Annotated in this window: 20 protein-coding genes and 1 pseudogene; 16 read left to right on the forward strand and 5 right to left on the reverse strand. The window is 47.6% G+C overall.

The window, feature by feature from the left end; all coding sequences use genetic code 11:
* Positions 1-193: 193 nt before the first annotated feature.
* The 5 genes and pseudogenes from IE163_RS11210 to IE163_RS11225 all read left to right on the forward strand — a co-directional run bounded on the left by IE163_RS11210 (position 194) and on the right by IE163_RS11225 (position 5,774).
* Positions 194-3,370, forward strand: coding sequence for an amidohydrolase family protein (locus IE163_RS11210; RefSeq protein WP_189433066.1), 3,177 nt, complete (start codon positions 194-196; stop codon positions 3,368-3,370).
* Between the two features lie 245 nt (positions 3,371-3,615).
* Positions 3,616-4,221 (forward strand): annotated as a pseudogene (locus IE163_RS17835) (DUF1538 domain-containing protein); the annotation flags it as partial.
* A 111-nt stretch (positions 4,222-4,332) separates the two neighbouring features.
* Positions 4,333-5,025 (forward strand): DUF1538 domain-containing protein, encoded by a 693-nt coding sequence (locus tag IE163_RS17840; protein WP_229833552.1) that lies wholly within the window; start codon positions 4,333-4,335, stop codon positions 5,023-5,025.
* Positions 5,022-5,369 carry a P-II family nitrogen regulator gene (locus tag IE163_RS11220; RefSeq protein WP_189433068.1) on the forward strand — a complete coding sequence of 116 codons (348 nt, stop codon included), beginning with the start codon at positions 5,022-5,024 and terminating at the stop codon, positions 5,367-5,369. Before IE163_RS17840 ends, IE163_RS11220 begins: the two co-directional genes overlap by 4 nt.
* 9 nt (positions 5,370-5,378) lie before the next feature.
* On the forward strand, positions 5,379-5,774 hold the full coding sequence (locus tag IE163_RS11225) for a CBS domain-containing protein (protein ID WP_189433069.1): 396 nt from the start codon (positions 5,379-5,381) through the stop codon (positions 5,772-5,774).
* Between the two features lie 17 nt (positions 5,775-5,791).
* On the opposite strand, the gene IE163_RS11230 is transcribed toward IE163_RS11225, so the two are convergent.
* The 5 genes from IE163_RS11230 to astA all read right to left on the reverse strand — a co-directional run bounded on the left by IE163_RS11230 (position 5,792) and on the right by astA (position 10,460).
* On the reverse strand, positions 5,792-7,255 hold the full coding sequence (locus tag IE163_RS11230; RefSeq protein WP_189433070.1) for an FG-GAP repeat domain-containing protein: 1,464 nt from the start codon (positions 7,253-7,255) through the stop codon (positions 5,792-5,794).
* A gap of 220 nt (positions 7,256-7,475) precedes the next feature.
* Positions 7,476-7,829 carry a DUF3718 domain-containing protein gene (locus IE163_RS11235; RefSeq protein ID WP_189433071.1) on the reverse strand — a complete coding sequence of 118 codons (354 nt, stop codon included), beginning with the start codon at positions 7,827-7,829 and terminating at the stop codon, positions 7,476-7,478.
* A gap of 75 nt (positions 7,830-7,904) precedes the next feature.
* The gene (locus IE163_RS11240; protein WP_189433072.1) at positions 7,905-8,462 is read right to left on the reverse strand and encodes a sugar O-acetyltransferase; all 558 of its coding nucleotides are present in this window, start codon (positions 8,460-8,462) and stop codon (positions 7,905-7,907) included.
* Positions 8,463-8,578: 116 nt separating this feature from the next.
* Complete coding sequence (locus IE163_RS11245) at positions 8,579-9,382, reverse strand: DUF1338 domain-containing protein (RefSeq protein ID WP_189433073.1); 804 nt, start codon at positions 9,380-9,382, stop codon at positions 8,579-8,581.
* A gap of 49 nt (positions 9,383-9,431) precedes the next feature.
* Positions 9,432-10,460: an arginine N-succinyltransferase gene (astA, locus tag IE163_RS11250; RefSeq protein ID WP_189433074.1), complete on the reverse strand. Its 1,029-nt coding sequence runs from the start codon at positions 10,458-10,460 to the stop codon at positions 9,432-9,434.
* A 140-nt stretch (positions 10,461-10,600) separates the two neighbouring features.
* Between astA and IE163_RS11255 the strand changes: the two genes are divergently transcribed.
* From IE163_RS11255 to mnhG, 11 genes are all read left to right on the forward strand, one after another.
* Positions 10,601-11,038 (forward strand): Lrp/AsnC family transcriptional regulator, encoded by a 438-nt coding sequence (locus IE163_RS11255; RefSeq protein WP_189433075.1) that lies wholly within the window; start codon positions 10,601-10,603, stop codon positions 11,036-11,038.
* Between the two features lie 111 nt (positions 11,039-11,149).
* Entirely contained in the window at positions 11,150-12,151 is a 1,002-nt protein-coding gene (gene cysP, locus IE163_RS11260) for a thiosulfate ABC transporter substrate-binding protein CysP (protein WP_373297892.1), read from the forward strand.
* Positions 12,152-12,153: 2 nt separating this feature from the next.
* The gene (gene cysT, locus IE163_RS11265; protein WP_189433077.1) at positions 12,154-12,990 is read left to right on the forward strand and encodes a sulfate/thiosulfate ABC transporter permease CysT; all 837 of its coding nucleotides are present in this window, start codon (positions 12,154-12,156) and stop codon (positions 12,988-12,990) included.
* On the forward strand, positions 12,987-13,802 hold the full coding sequence (gene cysW / locus IE163_RS11270) for a sulfate/thiosulfate ABC transporter permease CysW (RefSeq protein ID WP_189433078.1): 816 nt from the start codon (positions 12,987-12,989) through the stop codon (positions 13,800-13,802). The genes cysT and cysW overlap by 4 nt, the downstream gene beginning before the upstream one ends.
* Positions 13,803-13,896: 94 nt before the next feature.
* Positions 13,897-15,726 (forward strand): SLC13 family permease, encoded by a 1,830-nt coding sequence (locus IE163_RS11275; protein WP_189433079.1) that lies wholly within the window; start codon positions 13,897-13,899, stop codon positions 15,724-15,726.
* Between the two features lie 33 nt (positions 15,727-15,759).
* Entirely contained in the window at positions 15,760-18,660 is a 2,901-nt protein-coding gene (locus tag IE163_RS11280; RefSeq protein WP_189433080.1) for a monovalent cation/H+ antiporter subunit A, read from the forward strand.
* Positions 18,660-19,010, forward strand: a complete 351-nt coding sequence (locus IE163_RS11285; protein WP_189433081.1) for a Na+/H+ antiporter subunit C — start codon at positions 18,660-18,662, stop codon at positions 19,008-19,010. Before IE163_RS11280 ends, IE163_RS11285 begins: the two co-directional genes overlap by 1 nt.
* The gene (locus IE163_RS11290) at positions 19,007-20,602 is read left to right on the forward strand and encodes a monovalent cation/H+ antiporter subunit D (protein ID WP_189433082.1); all 1,596 of its coding nucleotides are present in this window, start codon (positions 19,007-19,009) and stop codon (positions 20,600-20,602) included. The genes IE163_RS11285 and IE163_RS11290 overlap by 4 nt, the downstream gene beginning before the upstream one ends.
* Positions 20,599-21,099 carry a Na+/H+ antiporter subunit E gene (locus IE163_RS11295; protein ID WP_189433083.1) on the forward strand — a complete coding sequence of 167 codons (501 nt, stop codon included), beginning with the start codon at positions 20,599-20,601 and terminating at the stop codon, positions 21,097-21,099. The genes IE163_RS11290 and IE163_RS11295 overlap by 4 nt, the downstream gene beginning before the upstream one ends.
* Entirely contained in the window at positions 21,096-21,374 is a 279-nt protein-coding gene (locus tag IE163_RS11300; RefSeq protein WP_189433084.1) for a K+/H+ antiporter subunit F, read from the forward strand. The genes IE163_RS11295 and IE163_RS11300 overlap by 4 nt, the downstream gene beginning before the upstream one ends.
* Entirely contained in the window at positions 21,371-21,748 is a 378-nt protein-coding gene (gene mnhG / locus IE163_RS11305) for a monovalent cation/H(+) antiporter subunit G (protein WP_229833538.1), read from the forward strand. Before IE163_RS11300 ends, mnhG begins: the two co-directional genes overlap by 4 nt.
* Positions 21,749-21,848 lie beyond the last annotated feature (100 nt).

Genomic DNA, 21,848 nt, shown 5'->3' on the forward strand with positions numbered 1-21,848 from the left:
TTTTTTGCCGCATAAAATGATGTTCTCGCTTAACTTTAGCCTTAGTTTATGCCAGTCTGTAGCAGAATTACCTGAATTATCCGCTAAGATCTTGCAGCACCGCCGCTTATTTAGCGAGCCTAACGCTGACGTTAATCCAAGCAAACTCGTCAGGTAAACCACCCTAAAACTTATAACAACAATAGGTTATCAGATGCGCCTTCTTAAACCCAGTTTACTGACTTTAGCCCTTAGCAGCCTAAGTCTATTCGCCAACGAGCCAGCGTCCACCTGGCAGGTCAACGCACCTTTGGGTGAATTTAGCAGCGTTGATATACAGGTCCAGCAAGGTAGTTGGATGAATGTGAACGTCAGCCCCGATGGCAAAACTGTCGTCTTTGACCTACTCGGCGATATTTATACGATGCCCATTACAGGTGGCGCGGCCACTGCTCTAACCGCAGATATCGCCTGGAATATGCAGCCAGTATTCAGTCCAGACGGCAAATATATCGCTTTTACCTCTGACCGGGATGGCGGCGACAATATCTGGATAATGGATGCAGATGGTCAAAATTCCCGCGCTGTCACTAAAGAAACTTTTCGGTTACTCAATAGCCCGGCCTGGAGCCCAGACGGACAATTTATTGTCGCCCGTAAGCATTTTACCGCCAGTCGCTCTTTGGGCGCCGGTGAAGTCTGGCAGTATCATATAAGCGGCGGCACCGGTGTGATGCTGACTGAACGCCCGAATGATCAAAAAGATTTAGGTGAACCCGCTTTTTCACCTGACGGCAATTTTATTTACTTTTCACAAGACGATACCCCAGGTAAAACCTTCCATTACAGTAAAGACTCGGAAGCCGGCATCTATACCATTAAGCGCTTTGAACGTTCAACCGGTGATATAGACGTAATTTTAGCCGGTGCTGGTGGTGCGATACGCCCTACTCCCTCACCTGACGGCAAGTACCTGGCCTATATTCGCCGGGTCGATTTTCAAAGTACCTTATTTTTATACGACTTAACCAGTGGCGAACATATTAAGCTCTATGACGGTTTAGATAGAGATATGCAAGAAACCTGGGCCATTCATGGCGTCTACCCTACCTTAAGCTGGACACCAGACAATAGCAGTTTAGTGTTTTGGGCCGGTGGCGAGATCAAGCGCCTGACTATTGCCAATAAACAGGTGAGTACTATCCCTTTCAGGGTGAACGCCAGCAAGCAAATTCAAACAGCGCTGAGGGTGCAACAAGATTTAGATCAAGAACAGCTTGATGTAAAAATGCTGCGCTTTGTGCAAGTATCACCCGATGGTAAACAAGCCGTTTTTACTGCCTTAGGACATCTCTATATTAGCGATCTAAAAGATCCTAAACCACGGCGTCTAACCCGCCAAAATACTGACTTTGAATTTTATCCACAGTTCTCCCGCGACGGTCGTGAACTGGTTTATGTGACTTGGAATGATCAGACCCAGGGAGCAGTAAACATTCTAAATTTACGCAACAACAGAGTCACCAAACTCACTTCAGATCCCGGTAAATATATAGAGCCGACTTTTAGCCCTGATGGCAAAACGGTGGTGTACCGCAAAATTGGTGCCGGTAGCTTGCTACCCAAGCAATGGTCATTAAATACCGGTCTTTACAAGGTCAGTAGCCGTGGCGGCCCTGCCGAGCTAATTGCCCGCAACGGCCGCGCGCCGATGTTTGGCGCAACAAATGACAAAGTCTATGCGATGGATTTTGGTACCAGCCCGCGCCTGATTAGCATTGATATGACCAAGCATACCCAGCAAACCCTGTATACGGCTAAGTTTGGTACCGAATTTAAACTCTCTCCCGACGGCAAATACCTGGCGTTTGCTGATCGCTTCAAAATCTTTGTCACGCCGTTTATCGAGCGCGGCAGACCGATAGATATTGGTGCCAATGATAAGCAGCTGCCGGTAAAACAGTTGTCCGTGCGTGCAGGCGAATATATTAGCTGGCATGCCGACAGTAATATGCTTTATTGGAGCCTGGGGCCGGAGCTCTATCAAGCCAGCACTAGCGGGCTTTTTAGCGCCAAGAGTGCCGACGACGTAGCTGCCGCGCATGAGAGTATTCACTTGGGTTTTAAAGCACCGGTCGACTATCCGCGGGGTCTTGTGGCCTTTGTTGGTGGTCAGGTAATCACCATGAAAGGCGATGAAGTGTTGCAAAACGCCGTAGTCCTGGTGGAAAACAATAAAATTAAGGCGGTGGGCACTCAGGCAGAAATCAGCATCCCTGCTAACGCCAGAGTTTTTGATATCACTGGTAAAACGCTAATGCCGGGGTTATTTGATGCACATGCCCATGGCAGTCAGGGCGTGCAACAAATTACCCCACAACAAAATTGGCAAAACTATGCCGGTTTAACCTTTGGTGTAACCAGCATCCATGATCCTTCTAACGATACCTGGGAGATCTTTAGCGCCAGCGAGCTGCAGCGCAGCGGGCAAATTGTCGGACCGCGGATATTTTCTACCGGCACTATTTTATACGGGGCCGAGGGTGCAGGTTATACCTCGCATATTGATAGCCTGGAAGATGCGAAATTTCACCTTAGCCGTTTGCAAAAAGCTGGCGCCTTTAGTGTAAAAAGCTATAACCAGCCAAGACGCAATCAACGCCAGCAAGTGATCCAGGCCGCCCGCGAACTCAATATGATGGTGGTGCCCGAAGGTGGCTCGCTAATGCAGCACAATCTGACGATGATTGTCGATGGCCATACCACCATTGAACACGCCCTGCCCGCGGCTAAAGTCTATGATGATATTAAGCAACTGTGGCAAGCCAGTGGCACAGCTTACACACCAACTTTAAATGTGGCTTATGGTGGCATTTGGGGAGAAAACTATTGGTATGATAAAACCGAGGTTTGGAAACATCCGCGCTTAAGCCGTTACGTGCCCATGGATCAGCTAGCACCACGCAGCATGCGCCGGCCAACTGCTCCTGAGCATCATTACAACCACTTTAATGTAGTAAAAACAGCCGATGAACTAAAACAGGTTGGCGTAATAGCCAATATTGGTGCCCATGGGCAACGGGAAGGCTTAGGGGCACACTGGGAGATTTGGATGTTTGCCCAGGGTGGCATGACGCCGCTGGAAGCGCTGCGTACCGCCACGTTAAATCCGGCGAAAACCTTCGGTATGGATCATCAGCTGGGCAGTATTGAACCGGGCAAACTCGCTGATTTAATCGTTATTGATGGCAATCCACTGGATAATATCCGGATCACCGATCAAGTTATCTATACCATGGTCAATGGCCGATTATTTGATGCCGCTAGCATGCACGAAATTGGTCTGCGTGAACGCAAACGCCAACCCTTTTACTTCGAGCCAATGCAGTAAAAAGAAAGATTGCCATGCTGCTGTGAAGGCAGCATGGCAACCAGTTATATCCTGTTCTGTAATGTTAAAAGCGCTGACCTAAATCAACTTTCCGCCAAAATTTAGTATTTCATTTTGTGCTTTTTGCTTTAGACTAACAGCAGTTAGCTTATCAAACTTTACCAGTAAAAGGACCCCAGGTGCTGCAGCCATTTTTACATCAGCTACTACATGCGCTAAAAAACCTGCTGCCTATTGTGCTGGTTGTGTTGTTCTTTCAGCTTATTATCTTTCAAAGTGTTCCCTCCAATCCCATCAGCATCGCCATTGGTTTGTTTGTCGTCGCAATTGGCATTGCACTCTTTTTATTAGGTTTAGAATTAAGTATCTTTCCGGTGGGGAAAAATCTGGCAAACCAGTTTGCCCGCCGCGGCTCCTTACCGCTGTTAATGTTTTTCGGTTTTGCGATTGGTTTTGCTGCGGTGATTGCCGAACCGGCGCTGATTGCCGTAGCAGAGCAAGCACAGCTAATCAGTGATGGTCGGGTTGATGGTCTAACCCTTAGACTTATTGTCGCCACCTCCGTTGGCCTGGTGATGGCTCTGGGAGTGGTTCGTATTATTTTAGGCTGGCCAATCCATTGGTTAATGATTGGTGGCTATATTACCGTATTACTGGTCACGTTTTTTGCCCCAGAAGAGATAGTCGGCCTGGCTTACGATTCAGGTGGTGTTACCACTAACATTGTTACCGTTCCGCTAATTGCTGCCCTGGGTTTAGGTTTAGCGAGTTCAATTAAAGGCCGTAACCCGCTAACCGACGGTTTTGGCCTAGTCGCGCTTGCCGTCATGGTGCCGATGATCAGTGTGCAACTCTATGGTATTTGGGTATACCAATTTAGTACGGCAGCAACCCTAGTGATATCCGAAGCCGGCCCGAGTACTATCCACTGGTTATTAAAGGCGATTATCGATCTCGCTACCATGGTTAAAGATATCTTACCGATGATTTTAGTGGTGCTCGTTTTTCAATACCTTATTTTGCGCCGGCCGCTGGCAAATCCGCTTAAAGTCACCCTTGGTTTTGTGATGGTCTTGTTTGGCCTGTATGCCTTTGTGCTAGGTTTAAAACTCGGGCTCTTTCCGGTAGGTGCGCTAATGGCCGAGCAACTGATTAATCGGGGAATGAACAGCCTGATCCTGTTATTTGCCTTTATGATTGGCTTTGCCACCACCATGGCTGAACCCGCCTTGATTGCCATTGGTAATCAGGCCGAGGAAGCGGCTAAAGGTAAGTTAAAAGGTTCAGTAATTCGCCTAATTGTTGCCTTAGGTGTGGCTATAGGTATTACGGTTGGTGTATATCGTATTATCAGTGGTGACTCTATTCACTACTATATTATGGCCGGTTACGCGCTGGTGGTAATACTGACAGCCTTTGCCCCTAAATATATTATCGCCTTGGCGTTTGACCTCGGTGGTGTTACCACCTCAGAGGTTACAGTGCCGCTGGTAACAGCCTTAGGTATTGGCCTGGCGTCGGCGATTGAAGGGCGCAATGTGTTAATTGATGGCTTTGGTTTAATTGCCTTTGCCTCTATTTTTCCTATTATCACGGTTATGCTGTATGCCATCGCCGTAGAACATTTTAGTCAACTCAGGAGTGCTGCAGCGTGAAATTTTCTGCCATTGTCGTCATAGCGCCAGAAGAACTGGAACAACAAGCTATTGACGATGCAAAAGCGGCTGGCGCCACCGGTATTACCATTTTGTCCGGTCGCGGTATCGGCGGCGAAGTAAAGAAAACTTTTTTTGGTATGACCTTTGAAGGTAGTCAATCAGTACTGTTAATGGTCGTTGCCAAGCATCTGTCGATGCCTATTTTAAAAAAGATGCAACAGGTCCTGGTTGAAGACGGTAAATCTCGAGGTATTGCCTTTACCGTGCCCATTGATCACCTCACAGGTTTAGATATGGGTCAGGTGATGAAGTTTGAACAACATCTGCGTGAGCAGGATTAGGAGCGAGCAATGTCTTTAAAACTAGTACAAGATTTGATGGTAACTCAGGTCATCACTATCTCACCTTTTAGTAGCTTGCGTGAAGCCCTGAGCTTAATGAAGAAGCATAATATCAAATCTTTAGTGGTGGATAGGCAAAATGAACATGACGCCTATGGCCTCATTACCTACACCAATGTACTTAAAACCATTATCGCCGAAGAAGGCGATATTGATTTGATTAATGTTTATGATGTTTGTGTAAAACCTGCTATTACTGTCAGCCCTAAGTTAGCGGTTAAACACGCAGCGGCAATGATGAGTCAACATCGGCTCAAACGCCTGCTGGTTACCAGTGATAACCAACTGGTTGGCTTATTGGCAATGGACGATCTAGTCTCTGACATCCTGAGCTTAATTGAGTAACACCGGTTTCCTTGACACTAACGGCTATACAATAGAATAAGCTGATTACGTTGCCCTTCGATATCTAAGCTGTCGAAGGGTAAGATTAAATCTTGTTTACCATCACCATTCAGATCCAACACTTTAACCCTGCTTGAATCTCGTGGTAAGGGTAACGCGACCCTATCACTATTTCTGCTGAACAGGCGGCTTCTATCTGGTCCATAGAATCTTAATTCGCGCCCAGACTCACCCAACACCAGCGATTTACGGCCATCGCCATTCAGATCAATCAGCTCAAATAACGGCATATCAAACCGCAGATTACTAATACTGACATCGATCTTCGCTTGTTGTCTAAAGTCAGCTTTCGCTGCATAACGCCGCTGCTCTGACAGTAAGTAAAAATCGACATCTAAATTGGCACTGCCGCGCAGCAACACTCTAACAATAGTGCCGACACCAATTTTTGTGGTAGGAATATAGAAATCCCGGCGGCCATCACCGTTAAAATCCGCGATGACCACTTCAGTCGGCACCGAATCCAATACTATTTGGGTATCGGGTTCTGCAGTAAAAGTCAGCCCTGCTTCAGTTTGCTGCCCAAAATAAATCTCAAACCGGCTACTGCGCTCCAGCGCATCGGCTATTTGTTCTACATTCACTACTATATCAGGTAAGCCATCACCATCTAAATCCTGAATAGACTCAAGGCTACGAATTTGCTGCCCAGTGTAACTTCGGCCGGCATCAGAACGCTGATCGGCTTCTTGTTCGGTTGATAAGGCAATAGGCCAACCAGGATCCGAAGCAATACTGTTAAAGCTGCCGTCCTTTGCTTGTAAAAAAACATCAAAACGCCCCTGCTGCACAAAGACTAAATCAAGTAAACCATCCTGATTCACATCCAGCACATAATGGCGGCGGCCGGTATAATCAGCGCGATTATTATTCCAGGTTTGTACCCGAGCAGACACTGCTAAAGGATAGTGCTGAAAACTGCCATCACTTTGCTGCCGATAGAGGTGTGTCACCTCAAAATCTGGAATAAGCAAATCGGTTAAACCACTGCCAAGGTCGACACCAAGGTTACGCTGGCGCAAACGCACCGCATCGGCCACCCGGAAAATAGACGGCGTCGCTACTAGCAAGCGAGCATCTGCTGTGCCCTCATTTGGGTGATGGTAAATACCGTCAGTAGCCAGCATAATAAGTTGCGGGCTGGCAAAGCCTGCCAACTTTACCGTGTCAAAGAACTGCGCCTTACTGGGGAGTTGTAATACTGTGGTACTAAAATCAGTTAAATTGACTGCAGTGAGCCAACGTTCATACTGACTAAAACCTGAAACCAGTAAGTGTTGCTCGTCTAGCAACACTAAACTGCCATTGGCCGGATGTGCCAGTGGCACCTGCACTTTATCCATTTCGAATGCGTTGACGCTACCAGCAGCAATACTGCCTAGACCAAGGGAAAACACTAAGAGTGCAAAGTAATGACGCATTGATAATCCTATAATCTCGAAAATAGCCTAACGGCTAATACCATGATATTAACGTTAAATACAAGCAAATGGATCTGCATGGAAACGAGCAGCGCCTTATTATCAATGCGCGTTAAAGCTTAAATATGCCAAGACGGGAAGCGGCAAGAAAGAGGGAAAACCAGTGGTTAAAGCAAGAGCCTGAGAGGAGTCAGGCTCTGAAAATCTGTTATGTTACAACTTACTCGCCAAGCCGGGTCTTAATAATATTGACTAAAGGACTGTCGGCGAAACCATTTGCAGAGGCCCAACCATCATAGCCAGACTCTGCTAATACTTTTGCCGGCATCTGTTTCACGATAAAAGTACCGGTATCCAGCGCATCATTACGTATGGCTAACTGCAATAAACTTTCATTATTACAACGAATACCAGCATAGATATTGCGCATATTGAGTTTATTGTCAGACAACACTTTACGAACCTGATTGCGGTTATCTTGCGCCACAAAAGAACACAAAGACGTTGCGATCTGGTCTTGTGCTATTGCAGAAGAAGTAAACACTAACCCTGCGATTATTAATAGTTTTTTCATAGCTTTTCTCTACCGTTGTTATTCGCGTTACTATTATAGCCAGAGTTAAACAGATTAGCAGTAGCACACTAAAATTTAGTTATTGAGCATCCTGATCAACTTTGCCGGATTACCGCCATAAAGCCCATCAGCGGCAAGATCCTGAGTTACCACAGCCCCGGCGGCAACCACGGCTCTGTTACCAATAGTCACCCCAGGACAAACAATCACGCCGCCACCCAACCACACATCATCACCAATAGTGATGGGATTTGCCTGCTCGATACCAGTGCGTCGCGTTACTGCGTCAAGCGGGTGATTTACAGTATACAACTGCACTGCGGGGCCAAAAAAGGCATTGTTACCAATAGTAATAGTAGCCACATCTAGTAACACACAATTGAAATTAAAAAAAACGTTGTCGCCTACATGGATATGTTTCCCATAGTCACAAAAAAATGGCGGCTCAATAAACAATTGCTGCCCCACTGTGCCCAGCAACTCTGCCAATAACAGGCGACGTTGCTTATGATGGCTGGCTCCGGTGCTATTGTATTTAGTACAGTTTTCACGGCTTTTCAGCCGCAATTGCCGTAACTCCGCATCCAATGGGTTATACCATTGGCCTGCCAACATTTTTTCGTATTCAGTCATAGCTAAAACACCTTAGTGATTCTTTGCAGTGTGCCACGGCCATGTTTTCACCTAGTCACACCCACAAAAAAGCCCTGGGCATAACCACAGGGCTAAGGTTGGGAGTATAACAATAATTAGCGCGCGTTGGTGCTTTCGAAAATTTTGTCGGCCGAAGCTGCAACAAAACCCGTGTACAGGGCACCATTAGGCAGGGTATAGCGGCGGGCAAATTCATAAAAACAACTTGGAATATGCGCATCACCATCACTAAAGGCAACAGGTACTATGTCTGCCAGGGTAGAAGATTGCTCTAAATAGACTTCAGGCGTACCTTTAATTTCGCCACCTGAGGTGTTAAGTAGGAAGCCCGCAGTTTTCAGCGCCTCATTAACTTGCTCAAGCGAACTGAAATTCTGTAAATAATTTACGCTTACTGTGAAATGGTTGGCACGGTAACCCCAGGCGGCAACCCAGGCGGCATATTCGCTTTCTGCCAATAAGCTTTCATAGGTCGCACGATCAACTTGCCAATGGGTACCAGAGTATAAGAAATTATCCGCCGTTACCGCCTCTTCCGGGATCTGCGCAACCAAGGATTCGATGGTCGCTTTCAGCGACGGTGAGCATTGCTCTAACAGCAGCTCAGAGATAAATACCTTAGGTAAAGTACTGTCAGCATGTTCAAAATGTTTGGCGTACAATTTTTTCGCTTCGAAATGGTATTCGCCACACTCTTTGTACCCTAACGCCAAAAAGTGCGCCGCTAACTTTTCTAATGACACTTTCGGTAAATTAAAAGTGCGTAAAGCGATATGATCGTTAATCACATCATCTTGTTGTGATGAGCCCAATAATTCGTGTACTTTTTTTGTCGAAGGTGTTACCGACAAATAGTTCTGCCATAAATTTTCAAATAACGCTTTAACATCAGTATGCATTGCAAATCCTCTGTAGAATAACGCACTCATTTTATCAAAATGCGCAAGGTTAACGCTGATCCAGATTAATAAATCGGGCAAATTGGCCATCTTGTAACTGCAAAGCAGCGGCGAACGCTGGGCTTAATAACAACTCGCCGCTCGTTTCATCAAAGCTTGCTTGTTTACCAAAACTGGCTCTAAATTCTTTTAACTCCGTATTCGCCACCGCCAAAGTACTCTCGCCCAACACCTCAACAATTTTTACCGGCACTTTACGGCTCGAAGCGACAGAGCGAATGTCAGTTAAGTTCGCTTCCACTGTAGGCCCGGCATCGAATAGATCGATATAGCCGCGATGCTTAAAACCCTCTTTCTCAAGCATTTTTAATGCAGGTTTGGTGTTTTCATGCACCTGCCCTATCACTTGCTGCGCCGCCGCCGGTAATAAGCCAACATAAATTGGATGGCGTGGCATTAATTCGGCAATAAAGGATTTCTTACCAACGCCAATAAGCTTATCCGCTTCAGGAAATTCAATGGTCAAAAACAATTGCTGTAACCAGCCCCAGAATGGTGGCTCGCCACGATCATTCGTTGCGCCACGCATCTCGGCAATCACTTTTTCGGCAAAACGTTGCGGGTGTTCGGCCATAAATAAAAACCGCACTTTAGACAAGAAACGACCAGCATGGTTACGCCGATAGCTTTCGCGCAAAAATAAGGTGCAAATTTCTGAAGCGCCAGTGTAATCGTTACATAGTGTCAAGGTTTTTAACTGATTAAGCACATTAAGCTCTGCGCTGTGATGAATAACAGTATTCTGCTGAAAGTGATACAAGGGGGTATGTAAACCTACCGCTGCTTCAATACCGGTGGTGCCAACAATTTCGCCATTGCTGGTGTCTTCCAGCACAAACAAATAACCTTGATCACCCGGAGACTCAATATCAGCGGCAAAACTGGCTTCCGCATGGTGAATTTTTTGCCATAACCTTTCATCATGTACCGGTAAAGAGGTAAAACCATGACCAGATTCAATAGCAATTTGTTTTAGAGCAGCAAAATCCGCTGCAGTAATTGGCCGGATTATTAACATATCACAGAGTCTCGTCTAATCTAGATAAGTGGTAACCACTTAATTGAGCGTCATTATATTAGCCAAAGAAGTCAAATTGCAGTATCATTTTGCACAATTTACAAAGCTAATAATTCAAATTGATAAGCAAGGTGAGCAAAATGCTAAGTAAGGAAGATGAAAAACTATTAGCGCTGTTACAGCGGGATGGTCGCGCCAGTATTTCCGACCTGGCCCGGGCGTTGTCGCTATCCAGAGCAACCATTCAAAGCCGCCTACAAAAACTACAGGATACTGGCGTAATCAAAGGTTATACCCTGGAATTAGGCGAAAGCTATCTGGCGAATTTAGTATCAGCACATGTTAGTATTAAAGTTAAGCAAAAGCTCACGGCGCGCACTAACACCGAGCTTAGGCAGATGTCACAAATTTCCGCGCTTTATGCCATCAGTGGTGAATATGATCTCATTGCCATAGTGCAGGCACAAAGCACCGAGCAACTAAGCCATTTGCTAGATGATATCGGTAATCTGGAAGGCGTTGAGCGCACCACCTCATCGGTGATTTTAGAAACCAAGTTCAAACGTCATAGTTTTTAAGCCTTATAGCATCTGCGTCTGCTATATAACTAAATAGCCTTATCGAAGCGCTTGTAGTAACCATAGTGCATATTAAACTGGTGATATCAAAAGCTCATGGAGTTATCAGTTATGCGTAAACTTTTATTTGTCACGGCAATGTTAGCTGGCAGCCTTATTAACACCTCGCTTGCAGCCAAGGAGTTGCTAAACAGCAGTTACGATATTTCGCGCGAACTCTTTGCCGAAATTAACCCATTATTTGTCGCGCACTGGCAGCAGAAAACCGGCGAAACCTTAACCATCAATCAATCGCATGGTGGCTCTTCCCGTCAGGCCCAGGCCATTATTCAAGGCTTAAGAGCCGATGTAGTGACCTTTAACCAAAGCACCGATATCGATATTCTGCATCAGCGCGGCAATTTGCTGCCAGAAAACTGGCGCGAGCGGCTAGCCAATAACAGTTCACCGTATTATTCCACCATGGCGTTTTTGGTGCGCAAAGGTAATCCGAAAAATATTCAGGATTGGAGTGATTTAACCAATGACGGTGTCTCCCTGGTATTCCCTAATCCAAAAACGTCCGGTAATGCCCGTTATACCTACCTGGGTGCCTATGGTGCCGCCAAGCAGCGTTTAGCTGACGACGCTGCCGCCCGCAGCTGGATGGTCGAGTTTTTAAAGCGCGTCGTGGTATTTGATACCGGAGGCCGCGGTGCCACCACCTCTTTTGTGGAGCGTCAGCTCGGTGATGTACTTATTACCTTCGAGTCAGAAGTCAACAATATCATCAAGCAATACCCCGATTTGCAGTTAGAGCGGGTAGTACCAAAAACCAATATTCTCGCCGAGTTCCCAGTTACCTGGGTAGATCGCAATGTCACGCGTAACGGCACTGAGCAACAAGCTAAGGCTTATCTGGAGTTTTTATACAGTAAGCAAGCCCAACAAGTGTTAGCGAGCCATTATTATCGGGTACATCATGCTGAAGTGGTTGCCCAAACCACCGAGCAGTTTCCTGCCACGGCGCTATTTACCGTAGAAGAACAATTTGGTAGCTGGGATAAAGTGAATACAGAGCACTTTGCCAGTAATGCCGAACTGGATAAATTACTCGCCGAGGGTCGTCGTTAAGCATGGCGCAAAACCGCAGTAAACGTGTACTGCCAGGCTTTGGGATTAGCCTTGGCAGTAGTCTATTTTTTATCGGTTTGGTTATTTTACTGCCATTGACCGGCTTGGTCATGGAAACCGCTAAACTCACCTTACCCGAGTACTGGGCCATTATCAGCGATCCGCGGGTAGTGGCATCTTATAAAGTTACCGCCTCTGCCGCCTTGGTCGCCAGTATTTTTAATTTGTTTTTTGGCTTATTGATGGCCTGGATTTTAACCCGCTATCGCTTCCCTGGCCGCTTATTGCTTGATGGGTTAATGGACTTACCCTTTGCTCTGCCCACTGCTGTAGCCGGTTTAACGCTAGCGGCCTTGTTTTCTACCCAAGGTTGGTATGGTCAATATCTTGCTTTGTGGGATATTAAAGTCTCTTATACCTGGCTTGGCATCGTCGTGGCTATGACCTTTACCAGTGTGCCCTTTGTAGTACGCACGGTACAACCGGTACTGGAAGAGTTTGGTCCAGAATATGAAGAAGCCTCAGCGACCTTGGGAGCGACACCCTTTCAAACCTTTTACCGGGTTATCCTGCCGGAAATTAAACCGGCGTTATTAACGGGTACAGCCTTATCCTTTACCCGTAGCTTAGGCGAATTTGGCGCTGTTATTTTTATTGCCGGCAATTTGCCCTGGCAAACCGAAGTGACCTCTTTAATGATTTTCATACGCTTACAAGAATTCGACTATGCCGCTGCTGCCGCTATTGCCAGTGTGGTATTGATCGCCTCTTTGATTTTATTGTTTTTAATTAATGGTTTACAGCAACGCTATCAACATATTACCGGAGCCTTAAAATGAGTGTCTCAGCCTCAAGCAAGGTGCGTTGGCTGTTAATCGGCACGGGCGTTTCACTCAGCGTGCTGCTTTTATTAACACCACTTGTGCTAATTTTTATTGCCGCTTTCTCTGCCGGCATCGGTGGTATTATTCAAAATCTTAGCGATGCCGATATGCTGCATGCTATTGGTTTAACCCTATTAATCGCCGGATTAACCGTACCGATAAACCTGATATTCGGCACCTTAATCGCCTGGTGCGTCACCCGCTTTACCTTTCCGGGCCGCCGTTTGTTACTTACGCTGATAGACATTCCTTTTGCGGTATCGCCAGTAGTTGCAGGTTTACTGTACTTACTGCTCTATGGTAGCAATGGTCCCTTTGCTCATTGGCTGGATGCGGCTGATGTGCAATTGATGTTTGCCTGGCCTGGCTTGGTATTGGTCACCATCTTTGTCTCCTGCCCCTTTGTGGTAAAAGAGCTGGTCCCGCTTATGTCAACACTGGGCACCGAACAAGAAGAAGCCGCCGTGTTACTGGGGGCCAGTGGCTGGCAGGTATTCTGGCAAATTACCCTACCGAATATTCGCTGGGCCTTGCTATATGGCGTAATTTTAACCAATGCTAGGGCAGTAGGTGAATTTGGGGCCGTATCGGTGGTATCTGGTACCATTCGCGGCCAAACCAATACTTTACCGCTACATATTGAATTATTGCAGCAAGATTATAATGCTACCGGTGCCTTTATCGCCGCGGCACTATTGACCTTAATGGCCATTGCCACTTTGGTGGTAAAAGCGGTGCTGCAATGGCAGTTGCATAAAACAGACTAACAACAGCAAGCCTTCATAAGGCTGTATTCTTTTTGGCGGAAGCATTACACTGAATAACAGTAACTTAGTATAGCCTGGCCAAGGATTTCAGCTTATGTCTGACGAATTATGGATAGTACTGGCATTACTGCTTGGCGCTTTAATCTGTTTTGTAATGAATAAACCACGCTCGGATGTGGTTGCCCTGACATTGCTCATTCTCTTCCCGTTAACAGGCATCTTATCGGTCAGCGATAGCCTGGCCGGTTTTAGTAATCCTACGGTGATTCTGATTGCGGCCTTATTCGTCGTGGGCGATGCTCTGGTTCGTACCGGTATTGTTTATCGCTTGGGCGACTGGCTGGTGAAAACCTCGGGCAGCAGTGAGATCCGCTTACTCGTGTTGCTGATGAGCAGCGTAGCCTTGCTTAGCTCAGTAATGAGCTCTACCGGCGTGGTTGCGGTCTTTATCCCGGTGGTATTAAGTGTCGCCGCCCGCCTTAAGATCCCACCCGGGCGCTTGATGATGCCACTGGCTTTTGCGGCACTGATTGGCGGTATGTTAACGCTAGTGGCCACCCCGCCTAATATGGTAGTAAACAGTGAACTGATGCAAAGCAGCCATTCGGGCTTTAATTTTTTTAGTTTTACCCCTATCGGCCTGACGATACTTTTAGTTGGCATCGGCTATATGTTGCTGCTTCGCCATTGGTTAGTGCCCACAGCAAGCAATGATAGCCCTTTGCTGCAACGCCTAACGCTGACAGACTTAGCCAAAGCTTACTGCTTGACCGAGCGCGAAGTCAGGCTGAAGGTGGCTGGTCATTCCCCCCTGCTTAATCAGCCACTCAATGCGCTGGCGCTGCGCTCTGAATATGGTATCAATGTGGTTGCGGTGGAGCGGCCACAAAAATTTCGCACTTTACTGCTGGTGGCAACGGGACAAACAGTGATTCAACGCGGTGATATTTTATTAGTCGACTTAGCCGATCCTCAAATGAGTGTCATGCAAGCTGCGGCCATTCTGGGTTTAGAGCCTTTGCCACTCACCAGCTCCTATTTTAGCCTGCATGCCCACGAACTTGGCTTAGCCGAAGTGGCCTTTCCACCGGAATCGTCATTACCGGGTAAAAGTATTCAGCAGCTCGCTTTTCGCAGCCGCTACCGGCTGAACGTGCTGGGGATCCGGCGCAATGGTAAAGCCTTAAACCAAGTGTTGGTCGAGGAAAGGCTACAAACCACAGACACCATCTTGGTTGCTGGTACTTGGCAAGATATTCAGCAGTTACACCGGCAAAACCGCGATTTTTTAGTGTTAAGTGTGCCGGCAGAAATGGACGAAATGACACCCGCAGCAAAAAAGGCGCCACATGCGCTGGTCTGTTTGGCGCTAATGGTCGTGTTAATGGTCAGCAATCTGGTTCCGGCGGTGGTTGCTGTGTTGATAACCTGTTTGTTGTTAGGCGCTTGCCGCTGTATTGATTTAGCCAGTGCCTATAAAGCCATTAGCTGGCCCAGTATACTGCTGATTGTTGGTATGCTGCCCTTTGCACAGGCGCTGCAACAAACCGGCGGCATCGACTTACTGGTCAGTCAATGGCTGGCGCTGATGGGGAACGCCAGTTATCATGCCATACTGGCGGCGGTCTTTATGCTAACGACTCTGCTGAGCTTATTTATCTCCAACACCGCTACTGCCGTATTGATGGCACCGGTCGCGATTTCGCTGGCCAGCGCCTTTAATGCCTCACCCTATCCTTTTGCTATGATGGTGGCGCTGGGTGCCTCTGCGGCCTTTATGACGCCAGTCGCCTCCCCCGTTAACACCCTGGTATTAGGGCCTGGTCAGTATAAATTTAGTGATTTTTTAAAAATCGGCACGCCCTTTACCTTTTTGGTATTGTTAATTAGCGTTATACTCGTACCTTGGTTATTCGCGCTGTAACCCAGCTAAACTAGCTGTTTTTTAAGGAGAAAAATGCTGCTACTGTTACTGATTATCCTGCCCTTTTTCGGTGCCATGGCCGCGGCCTGTATGCCAGCACACGCCCGCAACCGCGAAGCTTGGTTTGCCGCAGCGATCGCCCTAATGGGCTTAGTGATAACACTATCGCAATATGAGGTAATCAGTGAAGGCACAGTATTAAGGTACGAATTAGCCTGGCTTGCCAGCTTTGATCTTAATCTGGTGTTTCGTATGGATGGCCTGGCCTGGCTCTTTACCGTACTGATCCAGGGGATCTGCCTATTGGTAGTGCTGTATGCCCGCTATTATATGTCGCCAAAAGATCCGGTGCCGCGCTTTTTTGCCTTTCTATTGGCTTTTATGGGGGCGATGCAAGGGGTGGTGCTGTCCGGTAACCTCATTCAATTAGTGATGTTTTGGGAGCTTACCAGCCTGACCTCTTTTTTACTGATTGGCTATTGGCATCACCGACCCGATGCGCGGCGCGGTGCCCGGATGGCCTTTACGGTAACCGCTATTGGTGGCCTCTGTTTACTGGCTGGCGTGCTGTTACTTGGCCATATTGCTGGCAGTTATGATCTGGATAAGGTGTTGGTAGCCGGCGATATTATCCGTGCTCATCCCTGGTACTTACCTACGCTGGTATTAATTGCCCTGGGTGCGCTGACCAAAAGCGCGCAATTCCCATTTCATTTTTGGCTACCCCATGCCATGGCAGCCCCTACACCGGTATCCGCTTACCTGCACTCAGCTACCATGGTCAAAGCTGGCATCTTCTTATTAATGCGGCTTTGGCCAGTATTAGCAGGCACACCGGAGTGGACCTGGATTATTGGCACTGCCGGCGTTTGCACCATGTTAATTGGCGCCTTTTTAGCCATTTTTCAGCATGACTTAAAAGGGCTGTTAGCCTACTCCACCATTAGCCACCTGGGGTTAATTACCTGTCTACTCGGTATTGGTACCCCCCTGGCAATGGTCGCCGCAATTTTCCACACCCTAAACCATGCCACCTTTAAAGCCTCACTTTTTATGGCAGTGGGTATTATTGATCATGAAACCGGTACTCGCGATATGCGCACCCTTAGTGGTTTGCGCCGGGTATTGCCTTATACCGCCACGCTAGCCGTTGTTGCCAGCGCCGCGATGGCTGGGGTGCCGCTGTTAAACGGCTTTTTATCCAAAGAAATGTTTTTTGCCGAAGCGCTGTTAGTGGGCTCAGCCTCCAATTGGTGGATGTCGGCTGCAGCAGTATTAATGGGCATTTTTGGTGTCGCCTATTCACTGCGTTTTATTCAGGTATTTTTTGGCCTCCTGCAAAGCGGTGACAACCCTACACCGCACGAGCCACCGCGTTGGATGCGCTTTCCGGTCGAGCTGCTGGTGCTGTGCTGTTTAATTGTCGGTATCTTGCCAGAACTCAGTATTGGTGTGATGTTAGATGCTGCCGCCCAATCGGTATTGGGCGAAGCCTTGCCAGAATACAGCCTGGCAATTTGGCATGGTGTTAATCTGCCGCTGATTATGAGCATGCTGGCTTTTGTCGGTGGTGTGCTGTTTTATCTTTGGTTAAAGCTGCGCTGTAATTTACAACAACGTGACAAAGTACCGCTGCTGCATCATCTGAATGGAAAAGAAGCCTACGAAACCACTATGCTTTTGCTGGCCGCAGGCGCTGCCAGACTAGAAAGGCTGTTTGGCACTCGCCGTCTGCAGCCGCAATTGCTGCTTATTGTGCTTTGTGGCCTTGCTGCCTGTGTGCCCCTGTGGTGGCTATTACCTCAAGTATCTACAAGCCTTAGCCTTAGTAACATCAGTTGGCCCTTTGCCATGCTCTGGCTGGTCGGCTCTGCCTGTGCCATCACCGCCGCCTGGCAGGCAAAATTCCATCGCTTGGCCGCGCTGATTCTGGTCGGTGGCACCGGTATTATCACCAGCTTAACCTTTATGTGGCTGTCAGCGCCCGATTTAGCGCTAACCCAACTGATGGTAGAAACGGTTACCGCCATTTTATTATTATTAGGTTTACGTTGGTTACCGGCGCGGATCAGTGCAGATAAGCTTAATCTGGTCGCCAGTAATACCGATAAACTGCGCCGGGTGCGCGATCTCATTATTGCTATTGGTGCAGGTGCCATATTAGCTTTAGTGAGCTATATCATTCTCATTCAACCAGATAACCAAACGATCAGCTTGTTCTTTCTAGAAAAATCCTTACCTGAAGGGGGCGGCAGTAATGTGGTGAATGTGCTGCTAGTCGATTTCCGTAACCTGGATACGCTGGGTGAAATTACCGTGTTAAGCATTGTAGCCCTTACCGTTTATGCGCTGTTACGGCGCTTTCGACCGGCAGTGGAAAGTATGAAAATGCCGCCGCAGCAACGTAATCCCATCGATCCTGCTGTCAATCAGTTACCCGGTGAGCAGGCTACCACGGGTTATTTACAGGTACCTGCGGTGTATTTACGTTTACTGTTACCCATCATCAGTGTAGTGGCGGTGTATTTCTTTATGCGCGGTCACAATCTGCCCGGTGGCGGCTTTATTGCCGGCCTGGTGTTCTCGGTGGGGCTAATTATTCAATATATGCTGGCAGGCACTGCCTGGGTTGAAGCACGGTTAAAAATGCAGCCACACCGTTGGATCAGTTTTGGCCTGGCGCTAGCTGCCGTCACCGGTATGGGGGCCTGGGCCTTTGGCTATCCGTTTTTAACCACCCACACCGCCCATATTACGTTGCCTTTCTTCGGTGAGCTGCATCTACCCAGTGCCTTTTTATTCGATTTGGGCGTATTTGCTGTGGTAGTAGGCACCACTATGTTGATCTTAATTGCCTTAGCGCACCAGGCAGTGCGCAGCCACCGGATCCCAGGGCAAAGCAATGAATATCGGGCACAACAGGAGACTCGCTAATGGAACTGATACTGGCACTGGCCATTGGTGTGCTTTTCTCATCAGGTATCTGGCTTATTCTGCGTCCGCGTAGCTTTCAGGTGATTACCGGCTTTATGTTGCTCTCTTATGCGGTAAATTTGTTTATCTTTATCACCGGTAAAATCCACATTAACAAAGCCCCGCTAACCCTGGACGGCGTGCCCGTCGATCCTACGCGCTATGCCGATCCGCTACCACAAGGTTTGGTGTTAACAGCCATAGTGATAGGTTTTGCCACCACAGCACTGTATTTGGTTGTGCTACTGGGTTCTCGAGGTTTAACCGGTACCGACCATGTCGACGGTAAAGAGCGGGACCACGACGAATGAACCCTTTGTTAGCCGAACTATTGGTATTACCTATCTTGTTACCGCTATTAACCGGTGCCTTGTTGGTACTGATTAATGAGCGGCATCACAAACTAAAATTTGTGATTAACCAAGTGAGCTGCCTGTTATTACTGGCGCTGGCGTGCTGGCTATTATGGCTTACCGATGGCCCAGCCACCGGCGAAAACATCCTGGTCTTTCTGGCTGCAAACTGGTCTGCCCCCTTTGGTATAGTGCTGATTGGTGACAGGCTGTCTACCTTGTTTATGCTGCTGGCAGCCTTACTGGCAAACTGCGCGCTGATTTTCTCTTACAGCCGCTGGGCCAGGCTGGGTGTGCACTTTCATACGTTATTTCAGTTGCTGTTGATGGGGATTAATGGGGCCTTATTGACCGGCGACTTATTTAATCTCTTTGTGTTTTTTGAAGTGATGCTAGCCGCATCATACGGCTTGTTATTGCATGGCTACAATATCACCCGTATTAGGGCCGGCATGCAATACATTGTAGTTAATTTGCTCGCTTCAGTGTTTTTCCTACTGGGTATTGCCTTGGTTTACGCTGCCGCCGGCAGCCTCAATTTTGCCGACTTAGCCGCAAAAATCCCAATGCTAGATGACAGCGCGCGGCTGCTGCTGCATACCGCTGCCGCCATGCTGGCGGTGGCGTTTTTAACCAAGAGTGCCATGTGGCCGCTCGGTTTTTGGTTACCTACCACCTATTCCGCTGCCTCCCCGCCGGTAACCGCTATGCTGGTGTTATTAACCAAAATAGGCGTTTATATTATTCTACGCTTAAATTATTTATGGTTTGGCGACAATGCCGGGGCTTCTGCCCACTTTGGTAACCCGATGTTACTGCTTGGCGGCTTACTAACGCTGGCCTTTGGTGCTGTAGGTTTACTCGCCAGTCAGGATTCAGGCCGTATTGCCAGTTATAGTGCGGTGATCTCCTCCGGCACCTTGTTGGCCCTTATTGGCTATGGCGAGCACCTTACCTTAAGCGCTATGCTGTTTTATTTAATTAGCTCTACCTTAGCGGTTGCCGCCTTTGTGCTACTGACCGAGCTGATTGAACGCATTTATACCCCAGCCGATAGCGTCTTTGCATTGAGTATGGAGTTTTTTGCACCTGAGGAAGAAAAGCACGAATCAGCCGGGGTGGCTATTCCGGCCGCCATGGCCTTTTTAGGTCTAACCTTTGCTGCTTGCGCGCTGATTATCTCAGGTTTGCCGCCATTATCTGGCTTTATTGCCAAGTTTAGTATTCTGCATCAGCTGTTACAAAGCCGCAATGATATGGCTAGTTGGTTATTCTTGCTGCTGTTAATGCTGGCAGGTTTAACCGCTATTATCTCATTAATGCGTTTTGGCGTGCGCAGTTTCTGGACAGCACAAAGCAGCCAAAGCCCACGTTTAAAATTAAGCGAAGCAGGACCCGTTTCCCTATTATTAGTGCTTTGTATTAGCATGGCTGTACTGGCTGGGCCGCTTCACACCCTGCTAGAGCGGGTGGCAGATGATTTACAGCAAACCGAACGCTATATTGAGCAAGTACTAGAGCGCAAAGTCATCAGCAAGGAGGCACTATGAAGCGCTTACTGCCTTCCCCCTTGTTAACGCTGGCTTTGCTGGTTATCTGGTTGCTGTTAAACCAAACAGTAGCGCCACTCCATGTTTTATTTGGTTTATTGCTGGGGCTAATCATTCCCCGTTTAACCCTGCCCTTGCGGCCAACCCAAACTCGGCTGCGTAAGCCCTGGGTATTGTTTCGCTTGTTGAGTTGGTCGTTACTGGAGATCTTGCGTTCGTGCTTTAACGTCAGCCGGATTATCTTGTTTCGAAAGCAGCAAGACTTAAATTCACAGTTTATTCGGGTACCCTTAGACTTAAAAGATGCCACTGGCTTAGCGGTATTATCCTGCCTGATCAACTCCACCCCCGGTACTGTCTGGGTAGAGATTCTAAGTGACTCGCATGAGCTCTCGTTGCATGTGTTTGATTTGCATGATGCTAACTGGTGGATAGACACCATAAAACAGCGCTACGAACGGCCGCTGATTGAGATTTTTGAACAGGAGCAAGCATGATCACATTGCTGCAGTACGCCTTATATTTCTCACAGTTTTGCCTGCTACTGGCGATGATTTTTTGTACGCTACGCCTACTGCGCGGCCCTACGGCACAAGACCGGGTATTGGCATTGGATACCTTATGGATGATTGTGATGCTGTTCACTTTGGTACTAGGCATTAGTTTTGCTGATCAGGTGTATTTTGAGCTGGCGCTGCTGATTGCCTTAACTGGCTTTGTGTCGACCATTGCCTTGGCGAAATTTCTAATGCGCGGGGAAATTATTGAATGATGCAGCTACCTGAAAGCCTGCCTCTGTGGCTTGGCATACCTGTGGTGTTTCTGCTGTTAGCCGGCAGCCTGGTCACCTTAATTGGTGCCCTCGGTTTATTGCGGCTACCGCATTTTTATCAACGGATTCATGGCCCCTCCATAACAATAACCTTCGGAACCGGCTGTTTTTTGCTGGCCTCTATGCTTTACTTTACCGGCTTAGAGCAAAGGCCCATAGTACATGAGCTACTGATCACGGCTTTTGTATTACTTACCGCACCCGTTAGTGCCATGCTGATTATGCGCGCCGCCGTATACCGGGATTTGCGTAATGAAAATAAAAAAGCCACCGAAAATTTACATCAAAGCCTGCCTAAGCCGAAAACAGATTAAAGTAGAAAAGTGGATTGACACTATAAAGCCGCTTAGCAGCACTATATTTGATATGTATCGGTTACAACCGCTATTTATGAGGCTGTTTTTCAACTAAGCT

This window comes from Alishewanella longhuensis, assembly GCF_014653435.1.
GTDB lineage: Bacteria > Pseudomonadota > Gammaproteobacteria > Enterobacterales > Alteromonadaceae > Alishewanella > Alishewanella longhuensis.